This is a genomic window from Pseudomonas sp. So3.2b (assembly GCF_019464415.1).
Taxonomy (GTDB): domain Bacteria; phylum Pseudomonadota; class Gammaproteobacteria; order Pseudomonadales; family Pseudomonadaceae; genus Aquipseudomonas; species Aquipseudomonas shahriarae.
This window is the reverse complement of the sequence record NZ_CP080494.1, coordinates 6,030,752-6,046,295: the sequence shown is the minus strand read 5'-3', so window position 1 is coordinate 6,046,295 and position 15,544 is coordinate 6,030,752. Positions and strand designations below refer to the sequence as shown.

Sequence of the window (15,544 nt, the reverse complement as noted above, 5' to 3'; positions counted from 1 at the left end):
ATGTTTAGTGTGTTTCTTCAGGGCTGTTGTGGGGGGCGGGAGGGCAACAGTTTGAGGGTGCCACGGGTATTGGCCTGGACCTCTTCTTCATCAAAATGCGCCTGTTCGTACCCGCCTTCGATATAGGTCTCGGCCTGATCGGCATAGTGCTTGTCGAATGGCACGCCGCTTTGGCCCACCGGGTTGATGGTCAGGGCGTGAGCGGCGTCGGCGAAGTCCACCAGGCGTCGGGTGGACGGGCCGTAAGTCACCGGCCACGGTGCCGGGCCAATGATTGCCGACAGGTTGTTCGGCACTTCGTGGCTGCCCGGTGCGGCAAACGGCCCGACATTGACGATCTGGTCCAGCGGCTGCTTGACCCCCAGCGGATGGCCGTGGGTCAGGGTATGGGCCTTGCCCCACTGCCATTGTGCCGGGTCGTCGCCGAAGGTGCTTTTCAGATGGGCCAGGCTGTTGTCCCAGGCGCGCTTGACGGTCGCGGCGCGCTGCCCGTTCCACCACGGCGAATCGGCAGTAGCGGCCAGGCGCGGCAAGGCGGCGTCGACCACACGGGTGGTGATCAGGGTCTTGAACATCTCGTCACCCAGCTTGGGACGAAAGGCCGCGTCGGTCAGGTCGTATAACAGTTGGTTGAACAGCGTGGCGGGGATCGACTCCACCGGGTAATCACCTTTCCAGGCGGCCAACTGTTCCAGCAACTTGAGTTCGGCGGGATCCTTGACCACCTCGCGCAGCACCGGCAACAGCGGCGCCAGCAGGCGTGGCCCGTAGGCGGTGGTGGTGCCCAGTTGCAGGGCCTGGCTGTTGTCCAGGTCCCATTTGACCTGGTTGTCGCTCAATTGCGCGTTCAACTGTTGGCCACGGTCCGCCAGGTTGTAGTAGCCGGGGATCTGCACGCCAGTAGGCGACACCGGCTGGGCATTGGCCGAGACCACGTAGCCACGGGCCGGGTTTTCTTCCTGGGGGTTGGCGCTGAAAGGGTAGAAGCCCAGCTTGTCGGCCTGGGCCGTGCTGCCATCGAGGATGAATCCGGCGTTGGCCCCGGCCGGGCGGATCGGCAACTGCGCTGCAGCCCACCAGCCAATATCGCCCTTGGCATTGGCCCACACGATATTCAGCCCGGGCGCATGCACCTTGGCCACTGCCATGCGGGCCTTGGCCAGGGTGTCGGCGCGGTTGAGCTGGTAGAAACCATCGAGGATCGGGTTTTCGGTATCGAGGAACGCCCACCACATGGCAATCGGCGTGGTGCCGGCATTGGCGCCGAGCACGTCGTTGATGATCGGGCCGTGGGGCGACTGGCGCAGGGTCAGCGTCACCGGGGCCTGGCCCTTGACCGCGATCTGTTGCTCGCTGGTCGTCATGTCGACCCACTGGTCGTGGTAGCGCACCTGGTTGGGGTTGTCCGGGTTGACCTGCTCGGCGATCAGGTCGAGGTCATCGTTCTGGAACATCGTCAGGCTCCAGCCGAACGCTTTGTTGTGGCCCAGGAACGCCACCGGCACCAGGGCGTTGTGATAACCGTAGAGTTCAAAGCCGGGCGCCGACAGGTGCGCCTCGTACCACACCGACGGCACCGAGAAACGGATATGCGGGTCGCCCGCCAGCAACGGCTTGCCGCTCTTGGTGCGGTTGCCATTGATGGCCCAGGCGTTGCTGCCTTCGAACTGCGGCAGGCCATTGTCGGCCAGGGCCTGTTCGCTGAGGCGGGCGATGGCACTCAAGCCCTGCCAGTCGGCGGCGGCCAGGCTCAGGTCGCCCTTGGGTTTCCAGTCGAGGTCAAACACCTTCAGGTAGTCGCTGCCCAGTTGGTCGCGCACGTAGGTCAGCAAGGGCTCTGTGCGAAAAGCCGCAGCAAAGCTGTAGGCCAGGTAACCGGCGATGCTGATGGTGTCTTCGGCGGTGAACGGCCGCTTGGGGATGCCCAGCACGTCAAACTCCATGGGGCTGGCGTGGCGGTCCTGATATTGGTTGATCCCGTCCAGATAGGCTTGCAGGGCCTTCCAGTGCGGTGACTGGCGGTCCATCTGCGCCGCGTAGGTGGTGGCGCGCTCGCGGATGCGCAGGCTGCGGAATAGCTTGTCGGTGTCGAGCAACTTGGCGCCGAGCACCTCGGCCAGCTCACCGCGCGCCAGGCGGCGCATGATTTCCATCTGGAACAGGCGGTCCTGGGCATGCACATACCCCAGGGCACGATACAGGTCGGCCTCGTTCTCGGCGCGGATATGCGGCACCCCACGGTCGTCGTAGCGCACCGTCACCGAGCCTTGCAGGTTGGCCAGCTCCACCGTGCCCTGGCGGGTCGGTTGCTTGCTGTAGACGTACCAGCCAGCCCCGAGGGCGATCAACACCAGCAGGGCCGCGAGACCCGACAAGACGCGCTTCATGAACGATCCTTATTATTAGAAGTTGGGCTAGGAGCCTTTTGGCCAGGAACAATAGCAGCCCACCGCCAGGGTGTGGGTCGCATTCACCGCGCGGCCGCCGTTGAGCGCCTGCAGGATCGGTTCGATAAAGCTGTTGCTCGAATTACAGGTCAGGCCCTCGCTGTACGGGCCGAAATACGCCAGTTTGCCGTTGCGGTCCCAGATGCCTACCGCTGGGCTGGCGGGTACCTGGTCGGCGCCGGGCAGGGCGGTGATGATTTTCATCGCGCCGAGGTTCTCGGGCAGTTGGCCGTGGCTGCCGGCTTTTTGCAGGGCATAGAACTCCACGCCCTGGGGTGCGTATTGCTCGATCAGTTCGCTCAGGTGCTGCTGGTTGCCGACATTGCACGGGCAGGCCGGGTCCCAGAAGTGCACCAGGCGGATCGGGCCGGGCCCGGCGAGGTCGTCGGGCAGGCGCAGCAGGTCGCCGGAGAACACCGCCGTATGCTCGCTGAATGCCCGCAGGTAGCGGCCCTGGAACCAGTCATACGCGGCCCACAGCACGGCGGCGCAGATCAGCAGGATCAGGCTGGCGAGCAGGGCAGAGCGGTAGGGTTTTCGCATTCAGAACAATCCTCGACGGTGGCGTAGCTTGCCATGCTTGCCCTGACAGATGAATATCGCGACTCGATATTCATCTGTTCACTGCTGTGAAGCCCTAGTCTGGAAGTACTTATGCCCGTTACCTTTGACCCCGATCATCTGCGCGAAAGCTTGCGGCCCCTGGTGGACGCGCAGCCGCTTTCGGCTGAGGCCAGGGTCTACCAGCGCTTCTACGGGCTGGACCTGGCCGCGCGCAAAACCCTGGTGGCCAGCCGCCTGGGGCGCTTCGAAGTGGATGGGTTCGAGGTAGTCAGCCAGGTCTGGTGGCCGGCGCAACCTGTGGCAACACTGTTTATGTTCCACGGTTTCTACGACCACATGGGGTTGTACCGCAGCGTGGTGGAATGGGGTCTGGACCAGAGCTTCGTGGTGATTGCCTGCGATTTGCCGGGCCATGGCCTGTCCAGCGGTGAGCGCGCCAGTATCGACGACTTCGCGGTGTACCAGCATGTGGTGCAGGGCTTGTTCGCACAGGCCGACGCGCTGCAGCTGCCCAAGCCCTGGCATCTGTTCGGGCAAAGCACTGGCGGGGCGATTGTAGTGGACCATCTGCTCAACCAGGGCGCCAGCAGCCCGGCGCAAGGCCAGACCTTCCTGTTGTCGCCACTGGTGCGGCCGCGTGCCTGGGGTTGGTCGCAACTGAGCTATTACCTGCTCAAGCCGTTCGTCAAAGGCATCGCCCGACGTTTCAGCGATAACAGCAATGACCCGGCGTTCCGTCCGTTCCTCGAAGCCGATCCGCTACAGCCCCGGCAGTTGCCGACCGCCTGGGTGGGCGCGCTGGCGCGCTGGATCAAACGCATCGAGGCCGCGCCGCGCAGCACGCGGCGGCCCCTGATCGTGCAGGGCGAGGAGGATATGACGGTGGATTGGCAGCACAACCTGCAGGTGCTGCGCGGCAAGTTTGATCAGCCGCAGATCCTGATGTTGCCCAAGGGCCGGCATCATCTGGCCAATGAACTGCCGCAAATTCGCGAGGAATACTTCAAGTTCCTCAGCGACCATCTGACCTGACGCAATCAAATCTGGGAGCAGGCAAACCCGCTCGCAGATTGTTACGGGGCCGGGCTTGAAGTGCTTTGCCCCACCGCCAGCCCGGCGCGGATCGCCGCCAGTGCCGCCTGGTAGTAAGCCTTGCCTTCTGGCGATTCGGCAAAGGTGGCGAACTCTTCCAGCTCCGGGTCCGACAGATCCCGATAGACGTACAGCAAAGTGTTGTTCAGGTCATTGCCGATCTGCTGCATCAAGCGCTCGCGCTGGCCGTTGAGCATGCTTTGCGCCTGACCGCCGCCCAACAGGCCGGGGATCATCTGGCTCAGGCTATCTGCGGCCACGCCGGCAATCGCCAGGCTGACCTCGGCCCCGGCTTCGCGGGCGGGCAGGGCCTGGGCCAGGTGGCCGATGATCAGGCTGCGGGTGGCGTCGGCCTGGATCTGCGGCAAACCCTGGGCGTTCTTGGCCAGCTGGTCACGGCGGGTCGCCAGCAACTCGGCGGCGACAATCTTGCGCCCCAGCGGCGATTGGAAAAACGCCAGCGCCGGTTTGGGGTCCGCCAGGTTCTGGCGCAACTGGGCTTCGGCGCGCTGATCCATGGCCTTGGGGGCGAAGCGTTTATTGCTGTTGTCCACCAGCGCCTGGTACACCGCCGGCGGCAAGCTGTTGCGGTAGCGCTGCTGGGCAGCACTCAAGGCGTCATTAAAATGCGCGCGTTGTTCCGGCCAGCCGGCGACCGCATACAACTGGTCATGGCTGTCTGCCCAGGCGGGCAATACGCAGAACATCAGCAAGGATAAAAACAAACGACGCATAGGGACTCCTGTCAGTCGGCCACTATTGTCCGTGTCGGGCGTAGGATTTGTCGAGAAGTCCTATCAGTCACCTGACTAAAGTGTGTTTAGGCGCTAGGCGGCGCTGTCGGTTTGCCAGGCGTATGGATACTATGCGCGCCATGCAAATATCCCCTGATGACCCGCTGCTGCTACGCATTGTCGACGACCTGGCCGTGAAGGGCTGGTCGCAGCAGAACATCTTCCTGCCAGAGGCTCTGACCCTGGAACTGGCGGCTGAGTGCCATAAACGTGCCGCTGAAGGTGAATTGGCACCGGCCGCTGTCGGACGCGGCCCGGCCCAGGAGATTCGCGAGGGGATCCGTGGCGACCATATCCAGTGGCTGGAGCCCGGCCAGGCAGCTATCTGCGACCGCTATCTGGCGTTGATGGACAGCCTGCGGCTGGCGATGAACCGTGGGCTGTTCCTCGGCCTGGAAGAGTTCGAATGCCACTTCGCCATGTACCCGCCGGGGGCGTTTTACCTCAAGCACCTCGACCGTTTTCGCGACGATGACCGGCGCATGGTCTCGGCGGTGGTCTACCTGAACCAGGACTGGCTGCCCGAGCACGGCGGCCAGTTACGCATGTACCTCAAGGACGGCGTTGAGCACGATGTGGACCCCGCCGGCGGTTGCCTGGTGGTGTTCCTGTCGGGGGAAGTGCCCCATGAAGTCCTGCCTGCCCACCGCGAACGCTTGTCCCTGACCGGCTGGTTTCGCCGGCGGGGCAACGAGCCGTTTTGAGCATGCAAAAGATTCTGGTCAGCCGCTGCCTGCTGGGGCATCGCGTACGTTACGACGGTGGGGCCAGCGGGCCGTTTGACCAACTTGCGACCTGGCAAGCCGAGGGCCGAGTGGTCGCGGTGTGTCCGGAAGTGGCCGGTGGCCTGCCTACCCCACGGCCATCTGCCGAGATTCCGGGCGGGCAGGGCATGGATGTGTGGGAAGGCCGCGCCCAAGTGTTGACCGCCAATGGCGAGGACTTCAGCGAAGCCTTCCTTGACGGCGCGCGCCAGGCCCTGGCTTTGGTGCAGCTTCATGGCATCCGCATCGCCGTACTCAAGGCCAACAGCCCGTCATGCGGCAACCTGCTGACGTATGACGGCACCTTCAGTGGGGTGAAAGTCACGGGCGAAGGCGTGACGGCGGCGTTGCTCAAGCGCCATGGGGTACTGGTGTTCAGCGAGCTGGAGCTGGTTGAGGCGGCTGCCGCACTGGACCAGCTCTCAAACCCCGCTTAAATCCCATGTAGGACCAGCCTTTTGTGGGAGCGGGCTTGCTCGCGAATGCGGTTTATCAGTGCCAGATTTGTTGACTGACACACCGCTTTCGCGAGCAAGCCCGCTCCCACACAAGCCCGCTCTCACACAAACCTGGCCCCACATTGGTTATTTGGCGGGTTTGCTGGTATCTGCCTCAAACCACTTTTCCGACAGCGCCGTCAGCCGCCCATCGGCCTTGATCCGCTCCAGTGCCTTGTCCAGGCTCGATTTGAACGCCGGGTTGCCCTTCTGGAAGGGGATGGCCAGGGTCAACGTGGCCTTGGCATCGACACGGCTGCGCAAATCCACGCCCGCGGTGGGCTTGGCGGCAAATTGACTGCTGGTGAGTGTATTCAGGCCGCTCAACAGGGGTTTTTGCTGCTTGTTAGCAAGCATCTGGGCATTGGCATAGCTATACGGCGCGCTGAAATCGAAACGATCCTGCAGTTCAGGAGTCACAGCGATGTGGTTGATCGCCACGTCGTACTTGCCGCTTTCCACGCCGGGCAGCAAGTCGCTGTCGTCGGTGGTGATAAAGGAGGCGCGTACGTCCATTTCCCGAGCCAGTAACTCACCCAGTTCCACTTCAAAACCGGTGAGTTTGTCGCCTTCCTTGAAGTTGAAGGGCGGCGTGTCCGCTTCCAGGGCAATGCGCAGCTCCCCACGGTCAAACACGTCGTCGAACAGTTCGGCGTGAGCCAGGGGGCTCAGCAAAGGCAGCACAAGTAACAGGCCAGGCAGAAAACGCATGGTCACTCCTAAAGAATTCGAAGGTGCGAGACGCGGTTAAGGCTCGCTTTGCTATGGTGTCGAGTGCCTTGGACAACGTTTCGTCACTAAGTTGTCATAACCCTACAGATTTCACAGAAAAACTGGAGAAGTTAATGAAAGCCATTTTGTCTCGTGCAACCCTGGCCAGCCTGCTGCTGGGGGCTTCAATGCTGGCGTCTGCCGCAGATATCCCACGTACACCGGCGCCAAAGGGTGCTGAAGTGTTCATTGTTTCACCCAAGGATGGTGCTACGGTCGATAAGACCTTCACCGTCGAGTTCGGCATCAAAGGCATGGACCTGGAACCCATCGACAAACAGGTGCCAGGCGCAGGCCATCACCACCTGCTGGTCGACCAGACCCAATTGCCTGACCCAAGCCAGCCGATTCCGGCCACCGATACCGTGATCCACTTCGGCAAGGCGCAAACCAAGACCGAGCTGACCCTGGCCCCAGGCAAGCACACCCTGCAACTGGTGGCGGGCGATAACCTGCATCGTCAGTTCGAGCCTACTGTAGCCTCAAAAGTGATCACCGTTACCGTCAAGTAAGATTTGTTCAGACGAAAAAAAGGGAGCCTCGAGGGGCTCCCTTTTTCGTACACGCTTGAAACCTTAGAACAACACGCGGCTACGAATAGTGCCGCTGATGTGCTGCAGCTTCTCTTGCGCCAGGTCCGAGTACTCGGCGTCGACGTCGATCACCACGTAGCCGACCTTCTCGTTGGTCTGCAGGAACTGACCGGAGATGTTGATGCCGTTTTCCGCGAAAACCTTGTTGATCTCCATCATCACACCCGGGATGTTCTGGTGGATGTGCAGCAGGCGGTGCTTGCCAGGGTGAGCCGGCAGGGCCACTTCCGGGAAGTTGACCGAGGACACCGACGTACCGTTGTCGCTGTACTTGACCAGCTTCTCTGCCACTTCCAGGCCGATGTTGGCCTGGGCTTCAGCGGTGGAGCCGCCGATGTGCGGGGTCAGGATCACGTTGTCCAGGCCGCGCAGCGGGCTTTCGAAGATGTCGTCGTTGGAGCGTGGCTCCACCGGGAACACGTCGATGGCGGCGCCGATCAGGTGCTTGTCCTTGATCGCGTCGGCCAGGGCATCCAGCTCGACCACGGTGCCGCGCGCGGCGTTGATCAGGATCCCGCCCTTCTTGATGGCGCGGATTTCTTTCTCGCCGATCATCCACTGGGTCTCAGCGGTTTCCGGCACGTGCAGGGTAACGATGTCGGACATGCCCAGCAGTTCGGTCAGGCTCGACACCTGGGTGGCGTTGCCCAACGGCAGCTTGGTCAGGGTGTCGTAGAAGAACACCTGCATGCCCAGGCCTTCAGCCAGTACCGACAGTTGGGTACCAATGGAGCCGTAACCGACGATACCCAGCTTCTTGCCGCGGATTTCGAAGGAGTTGGCCGCGCTCTTGATCCAGCCGCCACGGTGGCAGGAAGCGTTCTTCTCAGGGATACCGCGCAACAGCAGGATGGCTTCCGCCAACACCAGCTCCGCCACGGAACGGGTGTTCGAGTACGGGGCGTTGAACACCGCGATACCGCGCTCGCGCGCTGCATTGAGGTCGACCTGGTTGGTGCCGATGCAGAAACAGCCGACCGCCACCAACTTCTTGGCGTGGTCGAAGATCTCTTCGGTCAACTGGGTGCGGGAGCGAATGCCGATAAAGTGCGCGTCGGCGATCTTTTCCTTGAGCTGGGATTCCGGCAGAGAACTGGTGATGTACTCAATGCTGGTGTACCCGGCGGCCTTTAGGACGTCGACGGCCGATGGGTGGACGCCTTCCAGAAGAAGGAACTTGATCTTGCTCTTATCGAGAGAAGTCTTGCTCATCTGCGTAAACCTGTATCCCGGAGAAAAATGGCAGGGAATCGGATCGCTTAAGCTGACCCGGACGGCAGGAAAGCCGTCACCGCAGAAACGCCCTTGGGCTCTGTCCTGCGGGGGCGGTATGCTAGCATACGCGCCCCGCTAAACACTCATTCCTGCGACGTGAAGCGTTCTCAGGATGACCATGAATTGTTCGAGAGTTCTGTCGATGACCCATCCTGCCCTGATTGATGAGCTAAAGACCCTGGTTGAGCCCGGCAAAGTGCTGACCGATGCCGACTCCCTGGAGGCTTACGGCAAGGATTGGACCAAGCACTTCGCCCCCGCGCCGACCGCTATCGTCTTCCCCAAGACCATTGAACAGGTGCAGGCCATTGTCCGCTGGGCCAACACGCACAAGGTGGCGCTGGTGCCATCCGGTGGGCGTACCGGTCTGTCGGCGGCCGCCGTGGCGGCCAATGGCGAAGTGGTGGTGTCGTTCGACTATATGAACCAGATCCTCGACGTGAACCTCACCGATCGCACCGCCGTGTGCCAGCCGGGTGTGGTCACCAAGCAGTTGCAGAACGTCGCCGAAGAAAACGGCCTGTACTACCCGGTGGACTTCGCCTCGTCCGGTTCCAGCCAGATTGGCGGCAATATCGGCACCAATGCCGGCGGGATCAAGGTCATTCGCTACGGCATGACCCGCAACTGGGTGGCGGGCATGAAGGTCGTCACCGGCAAGGGCGATGTGCTGGAACTGAACCGCGACTTGATCAAGAACGCCACCGGCTATGACATGCGCCAGCTGTTTATCGGCGCCGAAGGCACCCTGGGCTTTGTGGTCGAAGCCACCATGCGCCTGGACCGGGCGCCGAAAAACCTCACCGCCATGGTGTTGGGCACTGCTGACTTCGACTCGATCATGCCGGTACTGCACGCGTTCCAGAGCAAGCTGGACCTGACCGCCTTTGAGTTCTTTTCCGACAAGGCCCTGGCCAAAGTCCTCGGCCGTGGCGATGTGCCGGCTCCGTTCGACACCGAGTGCCCGTTCTACGCCCTGCTGGAATTCGAAGCCACCACCGAAGAAGTGGCCAACCACGCCCTGGAAACCTTCGAACACTGCGTCGAGCAGGGCTGGGTGCTGGATGGCGTGATGAGCCAGAGCGAAACCCAGTTGCACAACCTGTGGAAGCTGCGCGAGTACATCTCCGAGACCATCTCCCACTGGACGCCGTACAAGAACGACATCTCGGTCACCGTGTCGAAAGTGCCGGCATTTCTCAAGGAAATCGACGCGATCGTCGGCGAACACTACCCAGACTTCGAAATTGTCTGGTTCGGCCATATCGGTGATGGCAACTTGCACTTGAACATCCTCAAGCCGCAAAACCTGTCCAAGGACGAGTTCTTCGCCAAGTGCGCCACCGTCAACAAGTGGGTGTTCGAGACCGTCGAGAAGTACAACGGCTCGATCTCCGCCGAGCATGGCGTGGGCATGACCAAGCGCGACTACCTGACGTACAGCCGTTCCCCGGTTGAAATCGAATATATGAAGGCAGTGAAAGCGGTGTTCGACCCGAACGGGATCATGAACCCGGGCAAGATCTTCGCTGTTTAACCATCACGAAAGAGGAAGCGGGCCATGAGCTATCAGCACAAGTACGTCGACGGCACCAACATCCACTTTCCACTGGGTAAAGTGGTCTGCATCGGGCGCAACTACGCCGAACACGCGAAGGAACTGGATAACCCGGTGCCGACCGAGCCTCTGCTGTTTATCAAACCGGGCAGTTGCGTGGTGCCGTTGGAAGGCGGCTTTGCCATTCCAGCCGAGCGCGGTTCGGTGCATTACGAAGCGGAAATCGCGGTGCTGATCGGCAAGCCCCTGTCGAAAACCCCGAGCCGTGAAGAAGTGCTGGACGCCATCTCCGGCTTCGCCCCGGCCCTGGACCTGACCTTGCGCGACAAGCAGGCCGAACTCAAGGCCAAGGGCCTGCCGTGGGAAATCGCCAAGTCCTTCGACGGCGCGGCGGTCATTGCCCCGTTCGTGGTGGGCAGCACCTTCCCGGACTTTACCGATATCGGCATTCGCCTGACCATCAATGGCCAGGTGCGCCAGGACGGTAACAGCGCGCAGATGCTCAACCCGATCGTGCCGATGATCCAGCACATGGCCGGTTGCTTCTCGCTGCAGGCCGGGGATGTGATCCTGACCGGCACCCCTGTGGGCGTGGGCCCGCTGGAAGTAGGTGACGAACTGGTGCTGGAACTGCCGGGTGTCAGTCGCTTCGAAAGCGCCGTACGCTAACCCCATCTCTCTGTAGGAGCCGGCTTGTGTGGGAGCTGGCTTGCCTGCGATAGCATCACTGCGGTGTGCCTGATACACCACGGTGCTTGCATCGCGGGCAAGCCCGGCTCCCACACAAGCCCGTACACAGATTATTTGTGCGTACTGCGCACATCGGGGTTTTGCATTTTTTTCACACGCCATCCGGATAATCCTCGGCCATATGGCACCCAGGCGCTCTGAGCCCTGGGCCATCACCGACAGCCGATTATCTGGAATGCCTCCATGGCCGTACCCCTTTCTTCTGCGAATCCCACCCCGCGCCCGCGCCTGAATATGCGCTGGTACTCCTGGCTGTTGCTGGCCGGGGTGATCATGTATGGGGTTTCCTGGTTGATGCACTGGGATGACCGGGGCGCGTTATGGGTGTTGGAGCGCTTTGAAAGCCCGGTCGAACGCCGAGAAAGCGTCTGGCTTCCGGATTACCAGGCGGTGATCGACGCCAAGCCATTGCCCGGCATGGAAAAGGACGAAGCGTCGGACCTGGCCTACAACCCGCAGACCAAAACCTTATTCGCAGTGATGGGTCGCAACCCGTTCCTGGTGGAACTCAGCCTGCAGGGCGATGTGCTGCGCAAGATTCCCCTGGTGGGCTGGAGCAACCCGGAAGGCGTGACGGTCATGGAAAACGGCGTGCTGGGCATCGTGGATGAGCGCAGGCACAACGTGACGCTGGTCAAGGTGGATGCCGACACGCGCCAACTGGCTTTCTCCGACTTCCCAAGCTACGACCTGGGCCCCTCCGAGAACCAGAACAAGGCATTCGAGGCCATCACCTGGGACAAACGCAATCAACAGCTGGTGCTGGGTATCGAGCGTCCGGCGCAGTTGTTTACCTGGGCCAGCGACGGCGGCCAGGTCCTGGCGGGCGACAAGCAGAAGTTGCCCAGCTCCGAACTGGATATCCGCAACCTCTCGGCCTTGAGTGTCGATCCGCGTACCGGCCACCTGTTGGTGCTGTCCGCCGACTCTCATCTGCTGCTGGAGCTGGACGAAAAGGGTCAGCAGGTCAGCTTCATGACCGTACTGGGCGGCTTCAATGGCCTGAAAAACACGATCCCCCGCGCCGAAGGCGTGACCATGGACGAAAACGGCACGTTGTACATGGTCAGCGAGCCCAATCTGTTTTATCGGTTCGATAAGCAGAAATAGCCGACTAATACGTCGGACTCTTCTCTATGCGCGGCATTCCCCAGACATTGAGCTGCGTTTAAGTTTAAATTCAGACGGCTGTGATATTCATTTGCCAGTTTTGACTTTGAGCCAGCCCCCATGCGCCGATTTGCCCGCCCTAAACCTGCCCTTCTTATTCTGTTGCTGATCGCCCTGGTTGCCGTGGGCGTGGTCGCCCAGCAGTTTCGATTATTCGAGCGCGCCTGGTTCAACTGGCAGACCTGGCGCCAGCCGCTGGATGAACGCTCCATTGGCCTGGCGGACTATGAGGTGGTGCTGGAAGCCCAGGTGATTGAGGGCCTGGATGATGATGTCTCGGCGTTGACCTACGACCCGGTGCGCAAGAGCCTGTTTACCGTGACCAATCAAAACGCCGAACTGGTTGAACTGTCCCTGGACGGCAAGATCCTGCGGCGTATCAACCTGGTGGGGTTTGGCGATGCCGAAGCGGTGGAGTTCATCAGCGAGAACACCTATGTGGTCAGCGATGAGCGCCAGCAGCGGCTGATCAAGATTCACCTGGAGGACGACACGCAGTTCCTCGACGCGGCCGAGGCCGAGCAGATGACCCTGGGTGTGCACCTGAAGGGCAATAAAGGCTTTGAAGGGCTGGCCTATGACTCGGTGGGCAAGCGCCTGTTTGTCGCCAAGGAGCGGGACCCGATGCTGATCTACGAAGTGCACGGCTTTCCCCATTTCAAACCGGAAAAAACCTACTCGGTCCACGTAGTCAACAACCCCCGACGCGATGCCGGGCTGTTTGTACGCGACCTGTCCAGCCTGCAATACGACGAGCGCAGCGGCCATTTACTGGCGCTGTCCGATGAGTCGTACCTGGTGCTGGAACTGGATATCGACGGTCGCCCCTTGAGCAGCTTGTCGCTGCTCAAGGGGCGCAATGGCCTGAAGAAACGTGTGCCCCAAGCCGAGGGTATCGCCATGGATGACGATGGCACGTTGTACCTGGTGAGTGAGCCGAACCTGTTCTATGTCTTCAAGAAAAAGCCCGAGCAGCGGTAGGCGCGGATCAGAACATCCATTGCACACCCAGCGAATAGCCGGTCTGGCCGCCTTCGGCATGGCCCAGGCGGCCGTTCACTTCGGCGTACACCCCAAGCTGCGGGGTGATCGCCAATTGGCTGCCGACCTGCGCGCGGCCGAAACTCTTGTCCACTGAACCCAGGCGTGCGGTGCGGGCCTGGCCGTCGGCGCGGGCGGTCAGCTCGAGATCGTCGAGGCGGCCGTCGGCCAATTCCTTGACCCAGGCGATGTCGCCGTAGGGCATCAGACTCAGGCCGTAAGGCAGGGCCACGGCACCGCGCACACGCCAGCCGAGGCTGGCTTCCAGGGAGTCGAAGGATTGCTCTTCATATTCGAGGGCGGTGCGCAGGTTCTGCTTCTCGTGGAACTTGTCGATGCGCGAGTGGCTGTAATCGAGCCCGGCAAACGGTCCGGTCTTGATCGCGCCCAGATCGAAGTCATAACCGCCGAGCACTCGGGCACCCAGGGACAGGGCGTCGGTCTCGCCAGTCAGTTGCTGGTTAAGCAGCACGGGGCCACCATTGGCCTGGATCAGCAGGTTGCGTTTTGAGTCGAAGCTGCTGTGGCCCACGCTCAGGTCACCGGCCAGCCAGGTCGGGCCGCCATCGTTCAACAGGGCGTAGACCGCAGCTTGCCAGGTGTCGCTTTGCAGCTTGCCACGGTGTTCCAGCTTGTCGCGGCCGTTGAGGTAGCTGAGGCTGGCGCCGATGTTCAGGCTGCTGCTCAGTTGATAGTCGCCCAGGGCATGCAGGCCCAGGCGCCGGGCCTCGGGGTTGGGGGCGGTGTCGAAGCCGCTGTCCGGGTTGTATTCGCCGTCCACGCCGATCTCGCCATCGAAACTGCCCACTTCACGGCTGGCCGATTGCAGGGTCAGCCAGCGCCGGTCATGCAGGCGCACCATGGCCTGGTGCTGGCGCTGCAGGTTGTCCTGCATATTGCGCGCAACTGCGCCGCCCGAGGTGGTGGAAGCCATCAAGTCGGCATTGGTCAGCTCCAGCACCAGGCGGCTGAGCAGGCGCGAATAGTCGCGCAGGCGCTGGTCGATGCGTTCCTGGCCGAAGGCGTTGGTCAGGACCGTCTTGTTGTCTTCATCGGGGTCGTGCCAGGTCGAGCCGCCGGGGATCGCCGGGTTGTCGGTCTGGGTGTAGCCGTCCAGGGCACCCAGTTCCCAGTTGGTGGCTTCCACATACAGGATTGGGATATTGAGCCCCTCGAAGGCTTCGCCGTCACTGCAACAGCCGGTGCCGGCGGGGTATTGCGCGTCCAGGCCGGGGTTGGTGAACAGGTTGATGTTCAGCTCCTTGGCGATCTGGAAGGTGTGCTCGCGCAATGAGGCGAGGGCCGGGTTGGCGGTGCTGTTCTGGCCGGCGTGGGCGTACATCATGTCGCCGGTGATCAGGCTGTCGAGGTTGATCATGGCCAGCATATTGGCGCGCTGGCTGGCGCTCAACGAATCGACAAAGGCCCTGGAGCCACGCAAGCCTTCCTCTTCGGCGCCGAAGCCGACGATCTGCAAGCCGTTTTCCAGTTGCAGGCCGCCGAGGTTCTTCGCCACTTCGGTCAGCACGCTGGCGCCTGAACCGTTGTCGTCCAGGCCTTGCAGGGCCGGGCGGCCGAAGTAGGTATCGAAGTGCGCGCCAATCACCACGTACTGCGGTTTGGTGCCGGCGGCGTAGGCCACCACGTTCTGCGAGGCGCGGCTGCCGCCATTCCAGGTGAAATCCTGGCGGCTGATGTCATAGGCGCTGCCCATCTGGCTCTGCATCCAGTCGGCGGCCCCGGCGAAGTTGGCCGTGCCGCGATAGCGGCCGGGGTAGTCGGTGATCAGCTTTTCCAGGGTGACATTGGCGTGCTCGCCATAGTCGTAGGCATGGGATTGAGTCGACAGCAGGGCACAGGCAACGCTGACAGCGAGGGCTAGGGGCTTGATCACAAGGTCTTCCTTGAGGTGGTTGAGAGAGTGGCTCGGCGGGACCGATTGCACAATGCGCGCCTCATTCCATGGGGCAAGCGCGAATTGGCGCGTTGTTGGAAGTGGGGGTCGCCTGGCTATAAGTTGTAACGGATTTGATACCAGATGCGGCGGGGGCTGCCGTGACCTGGCGCACAGATTGGGGCAGGCGGGGGAGGGGATGCTGCGAAAAGTAGCGGTTTTGTTACATGTCCATCGGATGGAGCGCGGTCAAAAATGTGGGAGCGGGCTTGCTCGCGAATGCGGTGTGTCAGCTAGCAAAATCGGTGACTGGCACACCGTATTCGCGAGCAAG

General features: G+C 61.8%; 14 protein-coding genes. 8 read left to right on the top strand and 6 right to left on the bottom strand.

What is annotated here, in order from left to right; translation table 11 throughout:
- Positions 1-17 precede the first annotated feature (17 nt).
- Positions 18-2,387: a penicillin acylase family protein gene (locus K1X80_RS27405; protein ID WP_198817229.1), complete on the bottom strand. Its 2,370-nt coding sequence runs from the start codon at positions 2,385-2,387 to the stop codon at positions 18-20.
- Positions 2,388-2,414: 27 nt separating this feature from the next.
- Positions 2,415-2,990, bottom strand: a complete 576-nt coding sequence (locus K1X80_RS27400) for a DUF6436 domain-containing protein (RefSeq protein WP_057440424.1) — start codon at positions 2,988-2,990, stop codon at positions 2,415-2,417.
- 111 nt (positions 2,991-3,101) lie between these two features.
- Between K1X80_RS27400 and K1X80_RS27395 the strand changes: the two genes are divergently transcribed.
- The gene (locus K1X80_RS27395) at positions 3,102-4,043 is read left to right on the top strand and encodes an alpha/beta hydrolase (protein WP_057960918.1); all 942 of its coding nucleotides are present in this window, start codon (positions 3,102-3,104) and stop codon (positions 4,041-4,043) included.
- A 41-nt stretch (positions 4,044-4,084) separates the two neighbouring features.
- On the opposite strand, the gene K1X80_RS27390 is transcribed toward K1X80_RS27395, so the two are convergent.
- Complete coding sequence (locus K1X80_RS27390) at positions 4,085-4,837, bottom strand: DUF2059 domain-containing protein (protein ID WP_220172594.1); 753 nt, start codon at positions 4,835-4,837, stop codon at positions 4,085-4,087.
- Between the two features lie 131 nt (positions 4,838-4,968).
- Here K1X80_RS27390 and K1X80_RS27385 point away from each other — a divergent pair, with 131 nt between their 5' ends.
- Together K1X80_RS27385 and K1X80_RS27380 are read left to right on the top strand one after the other, a co-directional pair.
- Positions 4,969-5,601 carry a 2OG-Fe(II) oxygenase gene (locus K1X80_RS27385; RefSeq protein WP_057440421.1) on the top strand — a complete coding sequence of 211 codons (633 nt, stop codon included), beginning with the start codon at positions 4,969-4,971 and terminating at the stop codon, positions 5,599-5,601.
- Positions 5,602-5,603: 2 nt separating this feature from the next.
- Positions 5,604-6,098 (top strand): DUF523 domain-containing protein, encoded by a 495-nt coding sequence (locus K1X80_RS27380; RefSeq protein WP_198849129.1) that lies wholly within the window; start codon positions 5,604-5,606, stop codon positions 6,096-6,098.
- A gap of 147 nt (positions 6,099-6,245) precedes the next feature.
- Here K1X80_RS27380 and K1X80_RS27375 read toward each other — a convergent pair whose 3' ends face one another.
- Positions 6,246-6,869 (bottom strand): transporter substrate-binding domain-containing protein, encoded by a 624-nt coding sequence (locus K1X80_RS27375; protein WP_115129227.1) that lies wholly within the window; start codon positions 6,867-6,869, stop codon positions 6,246-6,248.
- A 134-nt stretch (positions 6,870-7,003) separates the two neighbouring features.
- On the opposite strand from K1X80_RS27375, the gene K1X80_RS27370 reads away from it, so the two are divergent.
- Positions 7,004-7,441, top strand: coding sequence for a DUF4399 domain-containing protein (locus K1X80_RS27370; RefSeq protein WP_057440418.1), 438 nt, complete (start codon positions 7,004-7,006; stop codon positions 7,439-7,441).
- Between the two features lie 63 nt (positions 7,442-7,504).
- Here K1X80_RS27370 and serA read toward each other — a convergent pair whose 3' ends face one another.
- A complete protein-coding gene (serA, locus tag K1X80_RS27365) occupies positions 7,505-8,734 on the bottom strand; it encodes a phosphoglycerate dehydrogenase (RefSeq protein WP_029289418.1) in 1,230 nt (409 codons plus the stop codon).
- 205 nt (positions 8,735-8,939) lie between these two features.
- Here serA and K1X80_RS27360 point away from each other — a divergent pair, with 205 nt between their 5' ends.
- From K1X80_RS27360 to K1X80_RS27345, 4 genes are all read left to right on the top strand, one after another.
- On the top strand, positions 8,940-10,334 hold the full coding sequence (locus tag K1X80_RS27360) for an FAD-binding oxidoreductase (protein WP_057960917.1): 1,395 nt from the start codon (positions 8,940-8,942) through the stop codon (positions 10,332-10,334).
- Positions 10,335-10,358: 24 nt separating this feature from the next.
- Positions 10,359-11,024, top strand: coding sequence for a fumarylacetoacetate hydrolase family protein (locus K1X80_RS27355; RefSeq protein ID WP_115129225.1), 666 nt, complete (start codon positions 10,359-10,361; stop codon positions 11,022-11,024).
- Between the two features lie 264 nt (positions 11,025-11,288).
- On the top strand, positions 11,289-12,215 hold the full coding sequence (locus K1X80_RS27350; RefSeq protein WP_220172593.1) for an SdiA-regulated domain-containing protein: 927 nt from the start codon (positions 11,289-11,291) through the stop codon (positions 12,213-12,215).
- 120 nt (positions 12,216-12,335) lie between these two features.
- The gene (locus tag K1X80_RS27345; protein ID WP_057960915.1) at positions 12,336-13,256 is read left to right on the top strand and encodes an SdiA-regulated domain-containing protein; all 921 of its coding nucleotides are present in this window, start codon (positions 12,336-12,338) and stop codon (positions 13,254-13,256) included.
- A gap of 7 nt (positions 13,257-13,263) precedes the next feature.
- Here K1X80_RS27345 and K1X80_RS27340 read toward each other — a convergent pair whose 3' ends face one another.
- Positions 13,264-15,210, bottom strand: coding sequence for an autotransporter domain-containing protein (locus K1X80_RS27340; protein WP_220172592.1), 1,947 nt, complete (start codon positions 15,208-15,210; stop codon positions 13,264-13,266).
- Positions 15,211-15,544 lie beyond the last annotated feature (334 nt).

What these genes read in the sequence shown, in the direction of transcription:
- K1X80_RS27405 (WP_198817229.1), bottom strand. Translation starts at nt 2,387, where the DNA reads ATGAAGCGCGTCTTGTCGGGTCTCGCGGCCCTGCTGGTGTTGATCGCC.
- K1X80_RS27400 (WP_057440424.1), bottom strand. Translation starts at nt 2,990, where the DNA reads ATGCGAAAACCCTACCGCTCTGCCCTGCTCGCCAGCCTGATCCTGCTG.
- K1X80_RS27395 (WP_057960918.1), top strand. Translation starts at nt 3,102, where the DNA reads ATGCCCGTTACCTTTGACCCCGATCATCTGCGCGAAAGCTTGCGGCCC.
- K1X80_RS27390 (WP_220172594.1), bottom strand. Translation starts at nt 4,837, where the DNA reads ATGCGTCGTTTGTTTTTATCCTTGCTGATGTTCTGCGTATTGCCCGCC.
- K1X80_RS27385 (WP_057440421.1), top strand. Translation starts at nt 4,969, where the DNA reads ATGCGCGCCATGCAAATATCCCCTGATGACCCGCTGCTGCTACGCATT.
- K1X80_RS27380 (WP_198849129.1), top strand. Translation starts at nt 5,604, where the DNA reads ATGCAAAAGATTCTGGTCAGCCGCTGCCTGCTGGGGCATCGCGTACGT.
- K1X80_RS27375 (WP_115129227.1), bottom strand. Translation starts at nt 6,869, where the DNA reads ATGCGTTTTCTGCCTGGCCTGTTACTTGTGCTGCCTTTGCTGAGCCCC.
- K1X80_RS27370 (WP_057440418.1), top strand. Translation starts at nt 7,004, where the DNA reads ATGAAAGCCATTTTGTCTCGTGCAACCCTGGCCAGCCTGCTGCTGGGG.
- serA (WP_029289418.1), bottom strand. Translation starts at nt 8,734, where the DNA reads ATGAGCAAGACTTCTCTCGATAAGAGCAAGATCAAGTTCCTTCTTCTG.
- K1X80_RS27360 (WP_057960917.1), top strand. Translation starts at nt 8,940, where the DNA reads ATGACCCATCCTGCCCTGATTGATGAGCTAAAGACCCTGGTTGAGCCC.
- K1X80_RS27355 (WP_115129225.1), top strand. Translation starts at nt 10,359, where the DNA reads ATGAGCTATCAGCACAAGTACGTCGACGGCACCAACATCCACTTTCCA.
- K1X80_RS27350 (WP_220172593.1), top strand. Translation starts at nt 11,289, where the DNA reads ATGGCCGTACCCCTTTCTTCTGCGAATCCCACCCCGCGCCCGCGCCTG.
- K1X80_RS27345 (WP_057960915.1), top strand. Translation starts at nt 12,336, where the DNA reads ATGCGCCGATTTGCCCGCCCTAAACCTGCCCTTCTTATTCTGTTGCTG.